Origin of the sequence: Allotamlana fucoidanivorans, assembly GCF_045788535.1 — a bacterium.
In the GTDB taxonomy this organism is placed as follows: Bacteria; Bacteroidota; Bacteroidia; order Flavobacteriales; family Flavobacteriaceae; genus Allotamlana; species Allotamlana fucoidanivorans.
This window is the reverse complement of record NZ_CP074074.1, coordinates 1074876-1098532: the sequence shown is the minus strand read 5'-3', so window position 1 is coordinate 1098532 and position 23657 is coordinate 1074876. Positions and strand designations below refer to the sequence as shown.

General features: G+C 34.9%; 14 protein-coding genes. 4 read left to right on the top strand and 10 right to left on the bottom strand.

Features of this window, described 5'->3' with window-relative positions:
• Nucleotides 1-124: 124 nt before the first annotated feature.
• The 3 genes from KFZ70_RS05155 (at nt 125) to KFZ70_RS05145 (ending at nt 4481) form a co-directional block, all read left to right on the top strand.
• On the top strand, nt 125-1972 hold the full coding sequence (locus KFZ70_RS05155; protein WP_139694560.1) for a CBS domain-containing protein: 1848 nt from the start codon (nt 125-127) through the stop codon (nt 1970-1972).
• 12 nt (nt 1973-1984) lie between these two features.
• A complete protein-coding gene (locus tag KFZ70_RS05150; protein ID WP_139694561.1) occupies nt 1985-3175 on the top strand; it encodes a succinylglutamate desuccinylase/aspartoacylase family protein in 1191 nt (396 codons plus the stop codon).
• Between the two features lie 73 nt (nt 3176-3248).
• Nucleotides 3249-4481, top strand: a complete 1233-nt coding sequence (locus KFZ70_RS05145) for a porin (protein WP_139694562.1) — start codon at nt 3249-3251, stop codon at nt 4479-4481.
• Between the two features lie 68 nt (nt 4482-4549).
• Here the strand turns inward: KFZ70_RS05145 and KFZ70_RS05140 are convergent, their stop codons facing one another.
• The 5 genes from KFZ70_RS05140 to KFZ70_RS05120 all read right to left on the bottom strand — a co-directional run bounded on the left by KFZ70_RS05140 (nt 4550) and on the right by KFZ70_RS05120 (nt 12064).
• A complete protein-coding gene (locus KFZ70_RS05140) occupies nt 4550-6403 on the bottom strand; it encodes a M1 family metallopeptidase (protein ID WP_139694563.1) in 1854 nt (617 codons plus the stop codon).
• 69 nt (nt 6404-6472) lie between these two features.
• Nucleotides 6473-8080, bottom strand: a complete 1608-nt coding sequence (locus tag KFZ70_RS05135; protein ID WP_139694564.1) for a S8 family peptidase — start codon at nt 8078-8080, stop codon at nt 6473-6475.
• 23 nt (nt 8081-8103) lie between these two features.
• Complete coding sequence (locus KFZ70_RS05130; protein WP_139694565.1) at nt 8104-8964, bottom strand: MBL fold metallo-hydrolase; 861 nt, start codon at nt 8962-8964, stop codon at nt 8104-8106.
• A gap of 53 nt (nt 8965-9017) precedes the next feature.
• Nucleotides 9018-11219: a SulP family inorganic anion transporter gene (locus KFZ70_RS05125; protein ID WP_139694566.1), complete on the bottom strand. Its 2202-nt coding sequence runs from the start codon at nt 11217-11219 to the stop codon at nt 9018-9020.
• Nucleotides 11216-12064 carry a universal stress protein gene (locus KFZ70_RS05120; protein WP_139694567.1) on the bottom strand — a complete coding sequence of 283 codons (849 nt, stop codon included), beginning with the start codon at nt 12062-12064 and terminating at the stop codon, nt 11216-11218. Before KFZ70_RS05120 ends, KFZ70_RS05125 begins: the two co-directional genes overlap by 4 nt.
• Before the next feature lie 104 nt (nt 12065-12168).
• Here KFZ70_RS05120 and KFZ70_RS05115 point away from each other — a divergent pair, with 104 nt between their 5' ends.
• On the top strand, nt 12169-14019 hold the full coding sequence (locus KFZ70_RS05115) for a sodium:proton antiporter (RefSeq protein ID WP_139694568.1): 1851 nt from the start codon (nt 12169-12171) through the stop codon (nt 14017-14019).
• An 89-nt stretch (nt 14020-14108) separates the two neighbouring features.
• Here KFZ70_RS05115 and KFZ70_RS05110 read toward each other — a convergent pair whose 3' ends face one another.
• The 5 genes from KFZ70_RS05110 to KFZ70_RS05090 form a co-directional block, all read right to left on the bottom strand.
• Nucleotides 14109-16514 (bottom strand): glycoside hydrolase family 31 protein, encoded by a 2406-nt coding sequence (locus KFZ70_RS05110; RefSeq protein ID WP_139694569.1) that lies wholly within the window; start codon nt 16512-16514, stop codon nt 14109-14111.
• Between the two features lie 346 nt (nt 16515-16860).
• Nucleotides 16861-18768 carry a 1,4-alpha-glucan branching protein GlgB gene (gene glgB / locus KFZ70_RS05105; RefSeq protein ID WP_139694570.1) on the bottom strand — a complete coding sequence of 636 codons (1908 nt, stop codon included), beginning with the start codon at nt 18766-18768 and terminating at the stop codon, nt 16861-16863.
• A gap of 3 nt (nt 18769-18771) precedes the next feature.
• Nucleotides 18772-20403, bottom strand: coding sequence for a trehalose synthase (locus KFZ70_RS05100; RefSeq protein ID WP_139694571.1), 1632 nt, complete (start codon nt 20401-20403; stop codon nt 18772-18774).
• A gap of 4 nt (nt 20404-20407) precedes the next feature.
• Nucleotides 20408-22348 carry an alpha-1,4-glucan--maltose-1-phosphate maltosyltransferase gene (locus KFZ70_RS05095; RefSeq protein ID WP_139694572.1) on the bottom strand — a complete coding sequence of 647 codons (1941 nt, stop codon included), beginning with the start codon at nt 22346-22348 and terminating at the stop codon, nt 20408-20410.
• 30 nt (nt 22349-22378) lie between these two features.
• Nucleotides 22379-23644 (bottom strand): glucose-1-phosphate adenylyltransferase, encoded by a 1266-nt coding sequence (locus tag KFZ70_RS05090; RefSeq protein ID WP_139694573.1) that lies wholly within the window; start codon nt 23642-23644, stop codon nt 22379-22381.
• Nucleotides 23645-23657: the final 13 nt, after the last annotated feature.

Here is a 23657-nt window from a genome sequence, read left to right as displayed (position 1 = left end):
TTGATACAATGTATGCTTTCAGATACTTGTTTTAGTGATTGATAAATCTCCATGATAAAAATCATATTTAAACGAACTGATTTTCAGTATTTTTAAGACTAACTAAACTAAATAATACAGCATTATGGGGTTTCAAAATGTTGCGATTCTTAACACCAAAAAAGATAGAGCAAATTATATCCATCATTTAATAAATGATATAAAAGCGCTTGATTTATTGATTGAAAAAGATCTCATAGAAGATGAGGTTTTGCGCATTGGCGCCGAACAGGAATTTTGTTTGGTAAATGAAGATTTTTTACCTGTAAATAAATCATTAGAAGTATTAAAAACACTTAATGATCATCATTTCACCACTGAAATAGGAAGCCATAATTTAGAACTTAACTTAGAGCCGTATAAGCTTGAAAATAATTGTTTTTCAAAACTTCAAAACCAATTGGAAACCCTGATGAATAAAGCTAAAATAGAGGCTTCAAAACATGGTATTAAAATTGTTTTGACAGGGATTTTACCATCACTATCTGTAAATAATGTAGATGAAGGCAATATGACGAATGTAGAACGTTATGCTGTTTTAAATGATGCCATAAAACAAAGTCGAAGAAAGAGTTTTGATATTCATATAAAAGGGGTAGATGAACTTAATTTATTGCACGATTCGGTCATGCTTGAAGGGTGTAATACTAGCTTTCAAATGCATTTGCAACTTCCCGTAAAAGATTTTGTTGATAATTATAACTGGGCTCAGGCTATAGCTGGTCCTGTTTTAAGCGCCTGTACCAACTCTCCTATATTATTTGGAAAAGAGTTATGGAGTGAAACCAGAATTGCTTTATTTACCCAAAGTGTTGATACACGTGCTAACTCCTATTTATTAAACGAAAAACAATCTCGAGTAAGTTTTGGTAATAGCTGGCAAACAGGATCTATTTCTGATATCTTTAAAGATAATATATCAAGGTTTAGAAGCTTTTTAACTACCGATTTTATTAAAGACAGTGTTGAAATGATTCATAACAAGGAGATGCCAAGATTAAGAGCTCTACAGCTCCATAATGGAACGGTATATCCATGGAATCGGGTATGTTACGGCGTGTTAGATGGAAAGCCTAATTTAAGAATTGAGAATCGTTATATACCCTCAGGACCCACAACCGTTGATGAAATAGCGAATATGGTATTTTGGGTGGGATTAATGTTAGGAAAGCCTAAAGCATATAAAAATATACACACCAAATGGGATTTTAAAGATGTAAAGACGAATTTTTTTAATGCTGCGCGCTATGGCATGGCTACACAGTTTTATTGGAATGGAGCTTATGTATCAAGTCATGAACTTTTAATTAATGAGCTTATTCCCTTAGCTTATAAAGGGTTGTCACACTGCGGAATTACGCAAAAAGATGCTGAATATTACTTAAAAATTATAATTAATAGAGTACAGGGTAATAATGGATCTGAATGGATGGTTAGAAATTATAGAGAGCTATTAAAATCTTATAAGCGCTATGAAGCTATGCAGGTACTTACCGCTAGTATTTATAAAAAACAGGAGCAGGGCTATCCTGTATCTGTTTGGGGGCCTATAAATGCTTCCGATTTTAATTACAGAAAAGTGGTGAAGCACATTATGAGTTCAGATATTTTTTCTGTTGAAAAAAAGGATAGTATTGATTTAGTGTTAAACATGATGAAGTGGAAAAACATTCATCATATGCCTGTAATAAACCATGAACGTGCTTTGGTTGGTTTAATTAGTTGGACCGATGTTGAAAATTACCTCAATCAATCTGAACTAAAGCATAATAGTGTTTCTAAATTGATGAGAACAGATATTATTACCATAGATCAATATGATACGATTGAAACAGCAAAAACTCTTATGGATACACATAAAATAGGGAGTCTCCCTGTATTAAAGAACAATAAATTGATAGGATTAGTGACTAAGAATGATTTTGATTCTTAAAAACAGGTATTCATGATTGATGTTTACAATAAAGCTATTGACGATACTATAAAAGTTGACCGTATTTTAAATAAAATACAAGGATACCAACCAGGACCTACCATGGTGTTTTTTGGTGGTATTCATGGCAATGAAACCTCTGGTGTATTTGCTTTAAAAGATACGTTATCAGGTGTTAGTAGAGCCTATGTAAACGGAACCATTTATGGTATAGCGGGGAATTTGGCAGCACTAAAAAAACACCAGCGTTTTATTACCGATGATTTAAACAGACTTTGGACGAAACAGAATATTGATATCTTAAAAAGCAAAACCAATTTAAATGATGATGAAACCGAATTAATTGAATTGCTTGATATTTTGAATACCATTTTAAACACGCATTCAGGACCTTTTTATTTTATTGATTTACACACTACATCTAGTAAAACATTACCATTTATTACTATTAATGACGCTTTAATCAATAGGCAGTTTTCAAAACAATTTCCAGTACCTATTGTTCTTGGTATAGAAGAATACCTTAATGGGCCACTTTTAAGTTATATAAATCAGTTGGGTTATGTGTCCTTAGGATTTGAATCTGGTCAGCATGATGATTTTCTAGCAATTACCAATAGTATCGCTTTTATTCATTTAGCGCTTGTTTATTCAGGCATTTTAGAAAAGGAAGCTATTATAAATTTTAATAAGTATCATGAACAGCTAAAGCAGCAAGCTTCAAATACCTTTGATGTTTTTGAGGTCGTTTATTTGCACAGTATTCAAAAAGATGACGTGTTTAAAATGCATACAGGATTTAGAAGTTTTCAACCCGTCAAAAAGGGCACCAAACTCGCCATAAGCAATGGAACAGAAATAATGGCGCCTTATAACGGTAGTATTTTTATGCCTTTGTATCAAAAACGAGGTGCCGATGGCTTCTTTATTATTAAACCAATAAACCCCTTTTTTTTAAAACTATCTGCTTTATTAAGAAAGGTGAAAACAGATAGTGTGTTGGTGCTTCTTCCTGGAATTTCCTGGGAAAATAAAAAGGAAGGTATTTTAAAAGTTAACTTAAGGGTTGCCAAGTATTTTGCTAAGGCCTTCTTCCACTTATTAGGTTACCGAAGTAAACAAATTACGGCTTCGCATATCCTCTTTAATAACAGAGAGCGCGTGGCTAAAACTTCTATTTATAAAAAAGAGCTATGGTATTAATGTGCGGTTAACACCATTGGTAGGTTATTTAGCTATATTTGAGTAATATTGATTATCAAACCCTTAGATAGTTATGAATACAACTAAGAGCCTCCTCAAAATTTTAGTTACTTTTTTATTTATTAGTATTTCAAACGGACAAGAAATTAAAGTTAAGTGGTATGATAAAATTACGCTTGGCGGATACATGCAGGCTCGAAATAACGATTTATATAAAACCAATCCGAACATGGAAAACCCACAAGGCGATAGAACCTATGGCGGATATAGTGGTTTTTCATTAAGGCGCATGCGATTAAAGGTTTCTGGTCAAGTACACAAAAGAGTTTACTTTTATTTTCAAGCCGATTTTGCTTCTGACGGGAAAAACCTTGGTCAACTAAGAGACGCTTACTTTGATTATTTTATTGATGAAGCAGGTGCTTTTAAGCTAAGAGGCGGTCAAAGTAAAATTCCATTTGGTTTTGAAAATCTTCAATCGTCACAAAATAGAATTGGCTTAGATAGAAACGACCCTTTAAATAGTGCTGTGAAAGATGAACGTGATTTAAATATTGGGATACATTGGGCGCCAGTAGAGAAGCGTGCACTGCTAAAAGAAATTGTGAACAAAGGCTTTAAAGGAACTGGTGACTATGGGATGGCTTATATCATGATGTATAATGGGCAAAAGGCTAACACGTTAATTCCTAATGTAGATAAACTTAATCATATTGCGTTTCGATTTACTTATCCCATAAAATTACCATCGGGGCAATTTATTGAGGCTGCTGTTCAAGGATATACCGGAAAGTATGTAACAACCGAAGTCAATGATGCGGTTAAGCTAAGAGATGATAATGGAAACACAACTGATATTGATGCCGTAAATCAACAATTCAGAGACCAACGGTTGGCTGTTAGTTTCTTGTATTATCCGCAACCGTTTGGTGTACAGTTAGAGTATAATTTTGGTCAAGGACCTGAGTATAAATATGACCCTACCAATGTGCCATCACCACACTCTATAGGTGTTGAATCGTTACATGGTGGGTATATTCAGCTTATGTATATGAAACGTATTAAGCAACAAATTTTAACACCATTTACCCGATTTATGTATTATGATGGAGGTAAAAAATTTGAGCAAGATGCGAGAAGTTATGAGGTAAAAGAATTAGAAATAGGCGCCGAATGGCAAATAAATAAAGCTATTGAGTTCACGGCAAATTATACTATTGCCAATAGAAGGTATGAAGATTCTTTTAAACCTATAAATAGAGAAAAAGGACAGCTAATCAGGCTACAATTACAAATTAATTATTGAGTTTGTTTTAGTTATAAAAATAGAAAAGCCCGATTTATATTAATACGGGCTTTTTTTTAAAAATTGAATTATTTCTTATTGTTTTCTCTGTCAATATCGGCCATCATGTGTTTAGGATCAATTTCAACAGATTTAACTGGTTTTGAAACGTCAAACGTATAAGTCGGGTAGGCCCAAGCCCAATCTTTTATAATGGTTGCTGCGGTTGGTTTTTCACCACGCATCATTTGTAACGGAATATAAAAATCTTCAGTAGTTCCATCAGTATAAGTTACGGTTAAATCAATAGGCATAGGCATCAAACCTCTTCGTTCAAGGGTTATGGTTTTTTCTTTAACTGTTTTAACGCCATAATCAATCGTATTGGTGGTGCGTGTCCAATCATTTAAATACCAGTCAAGATGTATCCCTGAAACCTTTTCGGCTATTCTTATAAAATCTGTTCTTGTTGGGTGTTTAAAAGCCCATTCCTTAAAATATTGCTTTATGGTTTCTTTTTGGTTTTCCTCCCCAATAATATAGCTTAACTGATTTAAAAAAATGTAACCTTTATAGTAGGCTGAAACAGATGACGACTGATTTAAAAAAAAGCGGTCTGCATGGGTAGTTTGTGGCTGCTCATATCCAGATTTGGCATAAGAGAAATAAATATCATAAACGCGTTTTGTAGGTTTTTCAAAAGGTTTATTAAAAATGGCGCATTCAGCTAGCTCCCCAAAGTATTCGGTAAAACCTTCGTCCATCCAATAATTGGTAAGTTCATTAGTAGCCAATAAAAATTGAAACCAAGAATGAGCAAGTTCATGAGCTGTCACTCCAAAAAGGCCATTAAACTCGCCTTCACCTGCAATTAATGTGCACATACCATATTCCATACCACCATCACCACCTTGTATTACCGAATATTGCTCATACGGATATTGACCAATGTTTTCACTGTAAAATTGCATCAATTCTACTGTTTTGGGCTGTAGTTTTTTCCAGTTTTTTAATTTGTCTTTAGGCATCGTGCTTTTATACAAGAAATGAAGCAACGGACCATTAGGAACTTGCATGGTATCATGGATATACTCAGGATCTGCGGCCCAAGTAAAATCATGTACGTTAGGGGCTATAAAATGCCAAGTCAACTTTTCAGAACCGATTGGTTTTACAGGTTCTGTTTCGTAACCATGACCAATTTCATTAGGGTTTTGCAGGTAACCTGTTCCTCCCAAAGTATAATTTTTATCAATAGCTATTTTGACATCAAAATTTCCCCATACACCATAAAATTCACGACCAATGTAAGGATCGGTATGCCAGCCTTCATAATCGTACTCCGCTAGTTTAGGATACCATTGCGCCATAGATAGTGCCACACCTTCACTATTGTTTCTTCCTGAACGACGTATTTGAACAGGCACTTGAGCGTCAAAGACCATATCAAAAGTAACACGCTCTCCTGGCTGAATAGGCTGTGCTAAATCTACCTCTAAAACGGTTCCAACGGTTTTGTAACTTAAAATAGTACCGTTTTGTTTTAAAGATTGTACATGAATATATCCAATTTCATTAGGTTTTAGTTTACTAATGCGGTCGCCAACTCTGGAGTCTGGATCAGGAATGGTACGCGATCTTATGTCCATTTCACTTTCAGGTTGAAAGGCGTTAAAATAGAGGTGGTAAAACACCTTTTTAAGAACATCAGGAGAATTATTGGTGTAAACAAGCGTTTGTTTTCCTTCGTATTGATAGTTGTTTACATCAACATCTATTTCCATGTTGTAATCTACATGTTGTTGCCAATAGGTGCTACTTGCTTTTGAAGATAGAATATAATCTTGAGAAGCTGTGCTGTTTGTAACTTGTGAAACGTGTGTTGTAGGTTTACATGATAATAGAAAAGAGATAGATACTATTGATATGAAAATTCGATTCATAAAGGGGTATAATTAAAAAAAGGTTGTTTGAATTTTAACACAAACAACCTTTTTAGATTTAAAACGATATTATTTTGACATTTTTGCAGCCATAATTAAGGCGTTATATGCATTTACCATTTTTCCAGATTTACTTAAATCAGCAAATGGTCTTACATCTTGTGCATCACCACCAACAATAACCTTTCTTTTTATAGCTAACCCAGAATCCATAATAATTTGTTTTACCTGAGCTGCAGACAAATTAGGGTAATAAGAACGAATTAATGCTGCTACACCTGCTACCGCTGGTGCTGCCATAGATGTACCTCCTATTGATTTATAATCATTCTCAGGAAACGTTGAATAGATGCTTGCTCCAGGCGCAAAAACATCAACATTTTGTTTTCCATAGTTTGAAAAACCAGCCACTAAATTTGACCCATAATTAGGACTTAACGCACCAACTCTAATGTATGTTTCAGAAATTTCTTTACCATCTATATTATCATCTGGGAAATTAGGCTCTATATCAACATTATTACTGTCATTTCCAGCAGCATGCACAAATACCACATCTTTTTCTGAAGCATAAGCAATAGCCTCTCTTACCCAATCACTATGTGGTGAAAAGCTTTTACCAAAGCTCCCATTTATAACTTGGGCACCATTATCAACAGCATAGCGTATACCTAGAGCCACATCTTTATCATATTCATCTCCGTTTGGCACCACTCTTACGCTCATAATTTCAACATTGTTTGCTACACCGTTAGCTCCTTTTCCGTTGTTTCTAACAGCGGCTATAATTCCAGCTACGTGCGTACCGTGACTCTCACTTTTCTTAATGGGCTTTACATTAGCATCACCGTAATATTTTGTGGACATATCATTTGCGTTGTCACCATTTACGCGTCCTTTAAAGTCTTTGTTCAAATGGTAATTTAAACGTTCATTAATGCCTTCTAAATCCTTTTCAATTTCTTTTAATGCAGCATTTAAAGACTCTAGATTGTTACTATACATATATTGGGCAATCTGCTTAGCCTGATTTAAGTCTTGGTCTTCTGTCTTGATGGCATTAACATCGTCTTTGGTATAATCTTTTTTACCTAAATGGTCAGCTAAAATTTCATCGGCACGTTTTATACGTTGATAAATTTGATCATATTGCGTTTTTCTTTCCTGATACTTAGGATATTCTTTTTGATAGGTTTCTTCCGCTCTTTTATAATCGGGATCAGTCGTATCACCTTTAGCTAGAATCCGCACATATTCTAGCTGTTCATCATAACCTTTTCCTAAAAAATTCCAACCATGAATGTCATCAATATATCCATTTCCATCATCATCTTTACCGTTATTAGGAATTTCATCGCTGTTGGTCCAAATATTAGCACTTAGATCTTCATGGTCGATATCTATTCCAGAATCAATAACAGCTACAATAACTTTTTTTCCTTTTTTCTTTTTGATGAGTTCGGCATAGGCTTTGTCTACACTCATACCAGGAATGGTATCTTTTACTAAGTCAAGGTGTCCCCAGTTATGGGCCTCTGCCTCGGTAAGTTCAGATACCTTTAGTGGTGAATTATCAATGTTTTCAACAGGTGTTGATATGATATCACCAGAGGCACCACAGCCAAAAAGTATAGTAGCAGAAACTGCTGATAAAGCTATTAATTTGAATGTTCTCATGTTTGTATTGAATTAGTCGTTTTTTAATTAAATATATCTTGTGTTTTAAAGTTCTCTTTTAATCTAACCCCTTTTTCGGTGTGCCGAACGGTAATAATTTCATTGTGAGCATCGTGTTCTAAAAACAAATAGAAATTATGGTCAGCAGCCATGTTAAGAAAGGTTTCTTTTTCATTAAGCGTTAAAAGTGGTCGTGTATCATAACCCATAACATAGGGGAGAGGTAGGTGACCAGCAGTAGGCAGTAAATCTGCCATAAAAGCGATGGTGTTACCTTTGTATTTGATAAGCGGAATCATTTGTTTTTCGGTATGACCATCTGCAAAAAAGATATCAAAATTTAATGGAGAACCTTCCAGTATGTTTTGTTCAGGAAGGGTGGTAAATTTAAGTTGTCCACTTTCTTCAATAGGTAAAATATTCTCCTTTAAAAAAGAGGCCTTTTCACGTCGGTTAGGTTCTGTAGCCCATTTCCAGTGGTTTTCATTACTCCAAAAATGTGCGTTTTTAAAAGCAGTTTCTAAACGAGTTTTATCTTTATTCCACTGAATACTGCCGCCACAATGATCAAAATGTAAATGTGTTAAAAACACATCGGTAATATCATCACGGTGAAAACCATATTGTTTTAAAGAGCTGTCTAAATTAAAATCACCCCATTGGTAGTAGTATCCAAAAAACTTTTCAGATTGCTTGTTTCCCATACCGTTGTCTATCAAAATGAGCCTGTTAGCATCTTCTATCAGCAAACATCTAGAGGCAATATCAATCATATTATTAGCATCGGCAGGGTTTGTTTTTTGCCAAATAGATTTAGGAACCACGCCAAACATAGCGCCACCATCTAACTTAAAATTTCCGGCATTAATGGGGAATAAATTCATAGAAAGCAAAATTAAGAAATCTATAAAGAATCCCTCAAAATGTTAAGAATATATTAAGAAATAACTTGTCTTAAACGTTTGCCAAAGTCGAATAGCGCTTTTATTTCTTTGATGCTTGCCAAACGTTCTTTACCAAATATTAAAATAGCGTTTCCGTTAGATTCTACATGATAGTAGGGATTGCTTTCAAAAAAGTGTGTTACATCGTCATTAAACAGTTCGGCTATTCCAGCTTCATTATCACCCATTAAATGAAATCGTTTTGAAAAATCTTCGTGATTATTAATAAGAATATCTTTATAACCAGCAAAGGCAGAGACTTTTTCAAGAAAACCTTCCTTGTCTAGTGTAAATTCTGGAATGGTTTTATTTAATTCCATATAAAGCATAGTGGCTCTAATATCTTCTTTGGCAATAAATTCACCTTCTGAAAATTGAATATCAAAAAGTTTACTATGGCTTTCTTTATGTGCCGATACATTATAAATACGCTCAATATGTTTGGTGTCAAAGAAGGAAAAATGATTCAAAAAAGAAAATTCTTTGGTCTTTTTAGAATTATAAGCAAGGCCGTAATCTAAAGCCAACGCTTTCATATTGGTTTGCCGTCTGGTTAAACTGTTTTTTATGATTTTTGGTACAGGAAGTAAGCGTCTTGAAGCAAAGGGGTGTTTTGAATCGGTATCATGCATATCTAAACCAACTACATCAAAATGCCCCCCACGTTTGGAAAAAAGCTCTTGATAATTATTAATGTTTTCCATAACCGTGTCATCAACAAATTCACACATAGAAAAATCTACAATAACATCTTGGTCTTCAGGAATATCATCCAAATGTTTTTTAAGTCTGAAATAATTTAGAAAGCTACAAAAGTGTTTTACCGATACGTAAAAGCTGTCTTTGACAGCATCCTCCTCTTCTTTAAACATTAATACATTAGGTTTAAGCACATTTCTAAAAAATAATCCGAAGCTTTTATTGATAACAACATGAATGATTAAGGAGGCTAAAACACCTGCTAAAATGCCTGTTATTAAACCTATTTTAAGGGTTACAATTAAAGTGACAAAGAATATAATGAGTTGCTCTCTTCCAATAGAAAACATTTTGGTAATTACTTTTGGAGAAGCTAGTTTATAGCCAGTATATACCAAAATAGCCATAAGTGCTGGTAACGGAATACGTGTGAGTTGCGTGCTAAAAAATACTATAAATATGATTAAAAATAAGGCGTGAAAAAAGTTTGACGACCTGTTATTGGCTCCATTGTTTACATTAACGGAGCTACGCGCTATCACGGTAACTACATTTAAGCCTCCTAACAAACTGCTACCAATGGTGGCCAAACCAAGGGCTTTTAAATCTCTGTTTACGTTTGAACGTCTTTTTTCTGGGTCAAGTTTGTCAACAGCTTTTATACTGAGTAGTGATTCAATACTTGAAATGAGTGTTAAAGCTAAAACACTACCCCAAAAAGACATATTCCAGATACCACCAAAATTAGGTGTTGGTATATCGGCCATAATATCTTGAAATTCAGGAATTCCAGAAATCATATACTCTTTTGAAATAGGATTGGGCTCATGTAAGCCCATTTCAAAATAGTAACTAAACGCAATTGATAAAATAACAATCCACATTGGTGCTGGTATAAGCTGTAAATATTTATTTCTAATTTTTGAATAAATGAGCATGATTATAAGACTGATAACACCTGCCGCTGCTGCATAAATAAGCCCCTTGTTACCGTAGTGTAACGCATCATTTATGGTATACGGAATTTCAATTAAGTAATCAATTGTATCTGGCCTTTTTATTTTATGCGCCAACATAATATGAAACTGTTTACCCAAAATGATTAAACCAATTGCAGCTAGCATACCTTGAATTGCCGCGGATGGAAAGAAATCGGCAATAGTTCCCATTCTAAAAAAACCTAAAAGCAGCAATAAGGAGCCAGAGAGCATAATGGCAACATAGGCGTTTTCAATACCAAGTGTGGTTATAGTGGCTAATAAAACACCTACCAAGCCGTTTCCTGGTCCTGCAATAGTTACGTGACTTCCTCCAAATATTGAAACTACCACACCACCAACTATGGCTGCAATTACACCCGAAATAGGCGGTGCGTCACTAGCCATAGCCAAACCCAAACCAAGCGGCAAAGCAATGAGGCTTACTACGAAACCAGCAAATATGTTTTTGGGTAACGCCTTAAAAAAATGGACTATATTATTTTTTTTAGGGCTCATTGCAGAATTAAAACATCGGTTGGTAATTCGGTTAAAATATGCTCAATATCATGCGGAAACAATCTATCCCAAAAGGTCATTTTAGAAGGGGCATTCATAACTAAAAGATCGGCTCTAGAAATTTGAGCATAGTGCCCAATGGAATACCCTTTTTTGCCAAAAATAGCCTGAAGCTTTATGTTTTTTCCTTTGGTATAATCATTAGGAATGTGACTGATAATATCCTTTACTCTTGAGTTTTCTCGTAATTTTATACGTTCTTTCATAATGGTGGCCCTACGTAAAGACTTATCATCATCTACCTTTACAGCTACTTCTTCATTATTTATCTCTTCAACAATGGTAATTTTATGGGAATTTAATTTTTTTGACACGTAAAAAGCGGTGGTAATGGTTTGCTCCGTTTTAGGATCCTTTAGGCCATTAACTACAATATGTGCGCAAGGCACTCGATTAACCGAAGGTTTTATTAAAAGTAAAATAGAACATTTAGCACGTCTTGTAATTTTTCTAGCAATAGACCCAATATAGTATTTTACAAAATGCTCTCTTTGAACAGCTCCTAGAATTAATAAGTCTATCTTTTTGTCTTCTGCGGCTGATAAGATAACGTCTACAGGGTCACCCGCCTTAAAAACTACCTCATAGTCTAGGTTGTCTTTTTCAAAACTTTGAAGAATAGAACGAAGGGCATTTAGTTTTTCATCAGAAGTTTCACCCACATGAATTAAAAATAATTTTGATTCAAAGAAAACAGATAATCGGGCGGCTTCAAATAAGTTTGCTTTTAAGTTGGGAGAAAAAGCAACCCCAATACCAATGCTTTTGAATGGCTTTAAAGACAATTCTTTTATTAATTTTTTGTTAGAGACGGAAAGATAGCATTTTTTACAAACTTCAAATCATATGATTTATTTAAATTAGTGCTTTTTAAGGAACGTTATACTATATGTTAGAACTAGCCGGAATAATTATTTTAGGAATATTAGCTCAATGGGTAGCTTGGAAATTCAAAATCCCTGCAATTTTACCTTTAATACTTATAGGTCTGCTCGTTGGCCCCATTGCAGCCGCGTATTTTAGTGAAGACGGTTCAAAATGGATAGAACCCGTATGGAATGGAAAACACGGTTTGTTTCCGGGTGAGGGTTTGTATTATTTTGTGTCTTTAGCCATTAGTGTGATTTTATTTGAAGGCGGACTAACCTTAAAACGTTCTGAAATAAGATCGCTAGGACCTGTCATTACTAAGTTAATCACTTTGGGTTCAGCCATTACTTTTTTTGGTGCGGGTATTCTAGCTAATGTTATTTTTGGCTTAAGCTGGGAGCTTTCCTTTTTATTTTCAGCCCTTATCATAGTTACTGGCCCAACAGTAATCACACCTATTTTAAGAAACATTCCTTTAAAGAAAGACATTTCAACGGTTTTAAAATGGGAAGGTATTTTAATTGACCCCATTGGTGCTTTGGTTGCGGTTTTGGTTTTTGAATTTATTAGTGTTGAAGGTGATGGTGGTTTTACCAAAACAGCGCTCATTGAGTTTGGGAAAATCATTTTGTTTGGTACTACCTTCGGATTTACTTTTGCACATGCACTGGCGTTTGTGATTAATAAGAAGTTAATTCCGCATTATTTGTTAAATGTAGTTTCCCTCTCAACTGTTTTATTGGTTTTTGTGGAATCTGAAATATTTGCGCATGAATCTGGATTACTAGCCGTAGTGGTTATGGGTATGGTTTTGGGTAATGGTAAACTTAAAAATATTAAAGAAATTCTGTATTTCAAGGAATCGCTAAGTGTATTACTCATTTCAATTCTATTCATTCTTTTGGCTGCCAATATTAACATAGAAGATTTGATGCTGTTGTATACCTGGAAAACAGTTATATTATTTGCCGTCATAGTGTTTGTTATTCGTCCGCTAGCGGTGTTTTTGAGTACTTGGGGGTCTAAACTAAAGTTTAACGAAAAGCTATTTATTAGTTGGGTAGGACCAAGGGGTATTGTAGCGGCTGGTATTGCCTCTCTTTTTGGTAGTAAACTTATGAAACAAGGGGTTGAAGGTGCCGAGTATATCACTCCACTGGTGTTTATGATCGTGTTAGGAACGGTGCTTCTTAATGCCACAACGGCACGTTTGTTTGCAAGAATAGTTGGTGTATTTTTAAAACGATCTGAAGGTATTTTGATTGTTGGAGCATCTCAAGTTTCTAGATTAATAGGTAATTATTTGGAGGAAAACGGACGGCATGTTGTACTTATTGATAGTAATCAAACCAACATAGAGTTGGCAAGGGCAGAAGGCTTAGAGGCCATTGATACTGATATTTATTCCAATAATTTAGATGATAATATTGAGTTAAACGATGTGGGGTTTTTGATGGCTTTAACAGGGAGTGCAGATATTAATAATTTTGCTATTGATAAGTTTAGAGATCAGTTTGGTGAAAGCGGCTTTTACAGACTTATCACAGCCTCTGAAATTGAAACGCCAGAAAACAGTCCTGAAGAAGGTTTGTTTTCTCAAACCGATGATTTTAATTCTTTAACTGAAGTGGCTAGAAAATACCCTGAAATACACGAAATAACCTTGAAAAGTAGAGACCATTATGAAGGCTTGATTGAGCTAACAAATAACGACCCCGATATTATTCCGTTGTTGGTAAAAGATAAACGTGGGGTGCTTGAAATTATTTCGTCTTACAATAAGGCTATTGAAAAGATTGAAGAAGGTTATAAGCTGGTATATTTAGGCAAAGCATTTAATGGCAATGAAAAAATAGCCGTAAAAAGCTAGTCACTGCTGTTCTTTGAATTAAATTTTAAAAAATACCCAGAGACAGAAATTGGCCTCTCTGAGTATTCTTTTAAAAAATAAGATAATTATTATTTTCCTATAATATGCAGTTCTGTAAATTCTTTGGTGATGACCAAGGTATTGTCTCCATTTAATTTAATATCCTTAAACGGAATTTCAACATTATCAATTTGCACTTTTGAAATCTTGAATGGCAGGCCGTGAAGATTTAATTTAAAGGTTTTATATGAGGTGATAAATTTACCTGATTTATGCTGCTGAATAATTAATTCATTCTTCTTTCCTAAAAGTTTAAAGTCACGTAAACTGTATCGTCCTTTTATGTAATCATAGCCATCCGTTGCATCTTCATAAACCATAGAAGTTTCTTTTCCGTTTTTGTAATACACATCCAGTAATAATTCTTCTATGGATTTTTCGCCTACATATTGCTGAATAGGGTATTTTGGAATTATGGCGCCCTCTTTAATAAAAATAGGCATACTATCTAAATCGGCATCTACCCAAATTTCTTGTCCTCCCATAACGATCTCATCCGTCCAGAAGTTATACCATTTTCCAACAGGAATGTACATGCGTCTTCCTTTTTGGTTAGGACCTGTTATAGGGCAAGCTAGGATTTTTTCGCCAAAAACAAACTCATCATTTCTGTAATGGGTCTGTGTGTCTTCTTGATCATAAAGTACCAGAGATTTTAAAATAGGAATACCTTCTTCGGCATATCTCCAAAAAGCGGTGTATAGATAAGGTAGGAGTTGATATCTTAATTCAATAAACTTTCTTACCACATTAGTAATAGTATCTCCAAATGCCCAAGGTTCTTGATCACCATGATCTCCAGAAGAATGTGTTCTACAAAACGGATGAAAGATACCTAATTGAATCCATCTGGCATATAGTTCACCGTTGGGTTGTTCTGCAAATCCACCAATATCAGAGCCTACAAAAGAGAAACCAGACATACACATACGTTGCGCTTGTAGGTTAGCAATGTTGAGGTGATCCCAGGTGGCTACGTTATCGCCTGTCCATGTTGAGGTATAGCGTTGTGTGCCAGAATAAGCCGCTCTGGTAATGACGAATGGTCGTTTGGGGTAAGAGAATTTTTTTAATCCTTGATAGGTTGCTCTTGCCATTTGCATACCATAAATGTTGTGTGCTTTTCTATGGCTACAAGGGTTACCGTCATAATCGTGCCTTACATCATTAGGAAATGTTTTTCCCGGCACCTCCATAACAGCAGGCTCGTTCATATCATTCCATACGCCTTTTACACCAATATCTTCAACCAATTCTTTGAAAAGATTTGACCACCAATCTCTAACCTCGGGGTTGGTAAAATCAGGGAAATAGCATTCGCCAGGCCAAACTTTACCTTTCATATATGGGCCATCGGCACGTTTACAGAAATAGTCTTTATCAAGCCCTTCTTTAAATACCGCATAATCCATGTCTATTTTAATACCTGGATCAATGATAACAATAGTTTTAAAGCCATCATCGGCAAGTTCTTTCACCATTCTTTTAGGGTCAGGGAAATGCTCTTCACTCCATGTAAAACATCTAAACCCTTCCATATAATCAATATCCAGATAAATAGCATCACAAGGAATTTTTAATGCTCTGAACTTAGAGGTAATTTCTTTTACGTTTGACTCTGGATAATAACTCCATTTACATTGATGGTAACCTAATGCCCATAATGCTGGCATTTCATGAGGTTTTCCAGTTAAATCGGTATAATTAGCTACTACGTCAGACATATCTGGTCCGTAAATAAAGTAATAGTTCATCTCTCCGCCATGTGCCCAGAAACTGGTTATGTTTCGTCTTTCATGACAAAAGTCAAAAAAGGAACGAAATGAATTATCAAAAAAGATACCATAAGCCTTTTTGTTATGCAAAGCCGTATAAAAGGGTATGGCCTTATAAATAGGATCTGTATCTCTACCGTAGGCAAAAGAGTCGGTAACCCAATTTTCAAAACGTTTTCCTTTAAGGTTATTATCAACGGGTTTATCTCCCAAGCCGTAAAAACTTTCTCCTGGTTGGGCAGTTTTAGACATCTTTACAACATCGCCCCCAAATTCATAACTTTCTTCCCAATGAAAACCGAGTTCATCCTCACAAATTAAGGAGTTGTCTTTGGCATCATATATGGAAGAACGTAAATCGAGTTTTGAAATATAACAAATTAATTTTGATGTAGTAATGATGTAATTGTCAGTATTTTCAGTAACTTCAAGATGGTTGTAGCCTCTACTAGCATATTTTGTTATGGCATATGAAAAATCGTTTTCAAAAATACCAGTTGTAGTAAACCTAAAGCGTAAAATACTATCTCTTCTTACGGTGACCTGAAGAACGACACCATTGTTACAAGTAAATGAGAGTACATTGAGGTTTTTTTGATATGATACTATTTTGGAAGGGAACAGGTTCCCCTTATATTCTAATTCAGTGTTTAATATCATGTTATCCCTACTTAAATATTAGCACACGAAAATACTAAAATTAGGAGAGGACTCATATTGCTATTTATTAAAAAAAAGAGAAATTATTTACCTAAAACCCAAATAATGAGTGGTTTAATTGAAAAATGTTTAAAAAGCAAGGGTAAACCCGTTTTTAAGGTAACATATTTTAGTTAGAAATGATTAATGATGTGAAATTTTAAAACAAAACGAATCTTACATAGCAAATTTTTTATGTTTCAAAAAGAGATTAAATAAAACTATAAGTAAATTGTAAAAGAAAACGCTCCTGTTGTGATTATAGTTTCAATCATAAAAGGAGCGTTTATTCGTTATGTGGTATAGCTTATTTAAACTTATATACAGTAACAGCTAATGGAGGTAGGGTGATTTCGGCTGAATAGTCTTTCCCGTTCCATGCGTCGTTCTTTATGGTTATTTGTTTTTTGTTTTTAACACCGCTACCTCCAAATTCTTTGGCATCACTATTGAAAATTTCCACGAGTTTACCTTTGGTGGTTACACCAATTTTATAATTTTCTCTTATGGCAGGTGTCATGTTACACACCACAACTACGTTCTCATCTTCTTTATAGCCTTTTCTAATATAAGAGATTACGCAATTTTCATGGTCATCATAACTAATCCATTCAAAACCTTCACTACTAAAACCTTTTTCAAAAAGGGCAGGCGTGTTTTTATACAATGTGTTTAGTGCTTTATAGTAGTTTTGGATGTCTTGATGAGGTTTAAAATCAAGTAAATTCCAGTCTAGGCTTTCTTGGAAATCCCATTCGTTATACTGGCCAAACTCGCTTCCCATAAACAAGAGTTTTGTTCCTGGATGCGTAAACATATAGCCATATAACAACCTGAGGTTTGCAAAACGTTGCCATTCATCGCCAGGCATTCTACCTAAAATAGAGTTTTTGCCATAAACCACCTCGTCATGTGATAATGGCAACATAAAGTTTTCAGTAAAGGCATATGCTAAACTAAAGGTAATATCATTTTGATGATATTTTCTGTATACGGGGTCTTTAGCAAAGTATTCTAGGGTGTCATGCATCCAGCCCATCATCCATTTCATTCCAAATCCTAAACCGCCTACAAATGTTGGTTTTGAAACCATAGGGAATGCTGTAGATTCTTCAGCAATAGTTTGTGCATCAGGGAATGAGGCATACACTTCCTCATTTAATTCTTTTAAAAAGCTGATTACCGCTAGGTTTTCTCTACCACCATAAATGTTAGGTTCCCACTCACCATCTTCTCTAGAATAGTCAAGGAACAACATAGAAGCTACAGCATCAACACGTAAACCATCAGCATGATATTGTTCAAGCCAAAAAATGGCATTACTTATTAAAAACGATCGTACTTCATTGCGTTCATAATTAAAAATTAAACTTTTCCAGTCTTGATGGTATCCTTTTCTTCTATCGGGGTGTTCGTATAAATGTGACCCATCAAAGAAGCCTAAACCGTGTGCATCTTCAGGAAAATGTGATGGCACCCAGTCTAGTATTATTCCTATTTCATTTTCATGAAGTTTATCGACCAAATATTTAAATTCTTCAGGATACCCATAGCGTGAGGTTGGTGCAAAATAGCCTGTAAGTTGATAGCCCCAAGACGGATCGTAAGGATATTCCATAATAGGCATAAGTTCAACATGGGTGAAATTCATGTCTTTCACATATTTTACCAAATCGTCTGCCAGCTCAAAGTAAGACATAAACCGATCCTCTTCAACATGCTTTTTCCAAGATCCTAAATGTACTTCATAAACAGAAAATGGGGCATCAATGGCATTGTGCTTTTTTCTGTTTTTCATCCATGATTTGTCTTTCCATTTGTAATCGTCTTTCCAAACAATAGAAGCTGTTCTAGGAGGGTGCTCGCAGCGTCTGGCATAAGGATCTGCTTTTTCTGTTTTTATGTCATGATTATGACTCTGAATTTTGTACTTATAGGTAGTTCCTTTTCCTATTAAAGGAATAAACCCTTCCCAAATACCACTAGAGTCCCAGCGCACATTGAGTTGGTGTTCGCCTTCAATCCAATAATTGAAATCACCTATAACAGAGACCTGTTTTGCTGAGGGCGCCCATACGGCAAAGTATACACCATCAATGCCATCAACGGTAACAAGGTGTGAACCAAATTTTTCATAAAGCCTGAAGTGTTTGCCTGCTTTAAATAGATTAATGTCAAATTCTGTAAATAAACTATACGGTTTTACGTGTGCCATAAATTAGTGGTTTATAATATTAGAGATTCCTTTTAAAGGAATTATAGCCCATTTTGGGCGTGAGTTTAGTTCGTATCCTAATTCATAAACTGCTTTTTCAAGTAAGCAGTATTTTAATATGAAAATGCGTTCTTGATTGTATCCTAAATTTAAATTTGCGTTTTGAATTTCAGCAACATAAGTGCCTAAAAATAAGCCAGTGATATATCGGTATAAAATTTCGGAGGCATGAAAAAGATCTTCAAAAGAAGCATTGTAGTGTTTTTCACAATTATTGAAAACATTAGCATAAATGGCATAATGAAAAGATCTAAACAGACCTGCAACATCTTTTAATGGTGGTTGTTTTACCTTTCTGTCGCGAATGGTACTTTCTGGTTCACCTTCAAAATCAAGGATGTAGAAATCATCATCTTTCACCAATATTTGCCCCAAGTGGTAATCGCCATGAACACGGATGCGTTCTCCTTTAAGTTTCGTCCAGTCAAAATCAACAAAACGTTTTCTTATAAGGTTTTTTTTATCTAAAAATTCATTGGCTAAGGTTAATGCAAGCCCATCAAGTTTATAGATGTTATTTTCTACAATATTTAACCGGTTTTGAAATTGATGCAACATTTTATTTTTTAACCATACGGTATAATCGCCATTATAATGTGCTGGTGTAAAAGCGGTTTCTTCAAATTCTGAGCCTAAAGCAATATGCATTTCTGCCGTTCTTAAGGCTAGGGTTTTTATTTTTGAAAACAAGTTTAAACCAGCCCAATCAATAATTTGGGGAGGAATATCGCTAATGCTAAGTCTTTGGTATAAGTCTGTGTTTGGTAACTCAGCAATGTTGATGCGTTTGTATTCTAAATTAGAAAAGACCTTATGGAGTTCTTTCAGCATATAATCCCAAGCATCGCCATCATTAGGAATCATTTCCTGCATCAAACCTAGAGTAATATTGGTATTGGCGGCATCTACTAAGTTTATGCTGCCTAGATAAGCAGGGGTGTTTTTAAATTCTTTTTTTTCTGATAAGAACCTGCTCATTTCGTAGTCAGGATTTTTGTCTGAAAAAATGCGCCTGAAGAACTTTAAAACATATTTTTCATTGTAAACTATTGAGGTGTTGCTTTGTTCAAGGCCCATGAACCTTGAGGATTCATAGGTCACATCTTTAAATAGGTGACTTTTATGGTATTGTACTTTTGTGGTGTCTTTAGGTAGAGCCGTTGCAATACGCTCAAAAACCAATTTTCTGAAAGATTCAAGGTGTACAGCGTCAATTATATAGCCTTTTTGATCCTCAATATATAAGGGTAAAATTTTGTCCTCTTGAACAAAGTTCTCATCAGTAACAAATGCAATGGGTAAAAAATAGTGTTGATAGAAGGCTTCAACAAAATTGACTTCTAAAATTAATCCAAAATAAACTTCACCATGTTGCTGTATTCTGAAATATTCAACAAGTTCTATATACTTAAGGTTGCTTGATTTCCCTCCATACCAGCGTTGTTGTACAATATAATCTTCTAAAACATCCGACAAAAAAGCCTTAACAAACTTGTCATTATCAAGTAGTGTTTCCCAAGGCTTTTCTGTTTTGAAAATAGGTTGATTAGATGTTTTTAAAGATTGGTTCGACATATTTTTATTTGTTTATTTTAAAAATATGCATAGGCATAGTAGGGTGTAGCTCAACATAACACCATTCGCTATTCCAATTGTATCTACTATCGGTTATTAAATCATGCATTTCAAGATTGTACCCATGAGGCACACCAATGTCTTGTAATGGCATTTGAACAGAACCTGCTTGCGAGTGGTGCTCATCTAAACTTATAACCACAAAAATTTCATTACTTCGGTCATCGTTCCATTTGTAAAAGGCAATTAAACTATCATTTTCAATGTGGCAGAATTTGATATTATTGGTTTGCTGTAATGCTGGGTTGTAATGCCTGATGTAATTTATTTTTGCAATGATTGTGGTTAGCTTATTTTGTTTGCTCCAATCATAGTGTGTAATCTGGAATTTTTCAGAATTTAGGTATTCTTCTTTACCTAAAAGCGGATTGGTAATCATGTATTCAAAAACAGGACCATAAATTCCAATGCACGAGCTTAATGTTCCTGCCAAAGCATAGCGCTGAATATGTTTAGATTCATTGGCGCCTTGTAAGTGATACGGGTTAATATCTGGTGTATTAGGCCAGAAATTGGGCTGCATATACTCTTTTAAGTCACTTTTTGTTAAGTCATGCATGTATTCAATTAATTCATGCTTATTATTACGCCAAGTAAAGTAAGTATATGATTGGGTATAGCCTTGTTTTGCTAATTGTTGCATCACTTTAGGAGCAGTAAAAGCTTCAGCTAAAAAGATAACATCAGGGTGCTTGGCTTTTACTTGGGAAATAATCCAGTTCCAGAAATAGAATGGTTTGGTATGCGGATTATCTACCCTAAATATTTTTATACCACAATCAATCCAATACATAAGAATGTCAAGACACTCTTTCCAAAGGTTTTTATAGTCTTTGCTTTCCCAATAAATAGGCAGAATGTCTTGATACTTTTTTGGTGGATTTTCTGCATATTGTACGGTGCCGTCTGGTCGCCACTTAAACCACTGCGGATGCTCTTTTACCCATGGGTGGTCTGGAGCTGCCTGTAAAGCATAATCCATAGCAATTTCTATATCATTATCTTTTGCTACTTGAATCAGATTTTTAAAATCATTAAGAGTCCCCAGTTGAGGATGCACATCTTTATGTCCACCATATTTTGAACCAATGCCCCAAGTGGAACCTACATCACCATCTTTGGCTTCGGTAGTGTTATTTTTTCCTTTACGGTTCACTTCGCCTATGGGGTGAATAGGCGGGAGGTAAACCACATCAAACCCCATACTTTTTACACGAGGCATGATACGTTCACAGTCTTTAAAAGTACCGTGAATACCTTCTTGTTGTGAGGTTGAGCGCGGGAAAAATTCATACCAAGTACTAAATCTGGCTTTTTTTCTATCAACATAAGCCTTGTACTCAATACTGGTGTTAGCTAATATTTTTAACGGATTCTTAAAAAATATTTGATAGAGTCTGTCTGTACAAGCTTCTGTAATGGCTTCACCGTAATCATTTTCATTCTTAAAAATATAGCGTAGCTTTTCAAGATAGTGCTTGTCTTCTTCTTTAACATTATTAATGATGGCATCAATATATTCGGCACCCTCCAAAAGTTCAGAGGACACATGTTGCCCGTCGTTTATTTTTCTTATCAGGCCATAGCGCCAATTAAGGGCATAATCTACCCAAGCTTCAACTTTATAGGAATAAAATCCTTGTTTGGTAACTGAAAACGCACCATGCCACTCATCATTAGAGCGTAGGGTCATTCTGGTTTCAGACCAAGTTTTATCATTTTCATGTTTATATAAAATGGAGGCACCAAGTACGTCATGACCATCGGCCATAATAAATGCTTCTACATTAACAATTTCATTAACGACTCTCTTTATGTAAAATTCACCACAATTAACATTAGGTGACACATAATCAATGACAACTCTTTTCTGGTTTTGCTTCATAATGTGTTTGTGAAAAAAGAAATTTTAGATTTAAATTACAAAGCCTTTTGGTATTACGGCACCTTTTTTAATAACAACAATACCGTCCTTTACCATATATGTTTCTGTTTCAACATCTTCTAGGTGTTTGCCACCGTTTATCCTTACATCATCACCAATGCGAACATTTTTATCAATAATAGCATTTTTTATAAAGCAACGCTGACCAATACCTAATAGAATTTCAATTTTGTTAGATTCAATATCAGCTAGGGTTTCATAGAAATCACAACCCATCATATACGTGTTAATGATGGTAGATTCATCACCAATTCTTGAACGAATGCCAATAACCGATTTTTCAATTTTTGCAGCACTAATGATGCATCCTTCAGCAATGACAGCTTTTTCAAGCATAGTGCCCGCCAATTTGGTAGTTGGTAACATTCTGGCTCTGGTATAAATACGCTTGCTTTTATCATATAAATCAAACTTAGGAATATCATCAGTGAGTCCAATATTAGCTTCAAAGAATGAGTCAATATTTCCTATGTCTGTCCAATAGCCTTCGTATTGATAACTTAAAGTTTTGTGGGTTTCAATAGCACCAGGAATAATCTCTTTACCAAAATCATTGGTGTCTGGGTTTTCCATAAGTTTGGTTAATAAGTCTCTATTGAAAATATAAATACCCATGGATGCTAAGTAGTTTCTTCCCTGGTTTTTCATTTCACTACTTACTTCAGAGGTCCACTCAGGTAATAGACTGGCATCTGGTTTTTCAATAAAGGAAGTAACAACATTTGAATCATCGGACTTTAAAATACCAAATTCAGTAGCTTCTTTAGCGGTTACAGGAATAGTAGCAATTGAAATTTCGGCACCACTTTCTTCGTGTGCATTAATCATTTCTTCATAATCCATTTGATACAATTGATCTCCGGAAAGAATTAAGAAGTATTCAAAATCATGTCTTAAAAAATGATGCATACTTTGTCTTACGGCGTCTGCTGTACCCTGGAACCAGGTTTTGTTTTGTGGGGTTTGTTCTGCAGCAAGTACGTCAACAAAGGCACTACTAAAAAAACTAAAATGATAGGTGTTTTTTATATGACGGTTTAAGGATGCTGAGTTAAACTGTGTGAGTACATACATCCGTTTTATATCAGCATTTATACAATTGGAGATTGGAATATCAACTAACCTGTATTTACCTGCAATTGGAACAGCGGGTTTAGATCTATCTTTTGTAAGTGGGTATAACCTCGAGCCTTGACCGCCTCCTAAGATTATTGAAAGCACCTTGTTGTTTATCATGTTTTATCGTTTT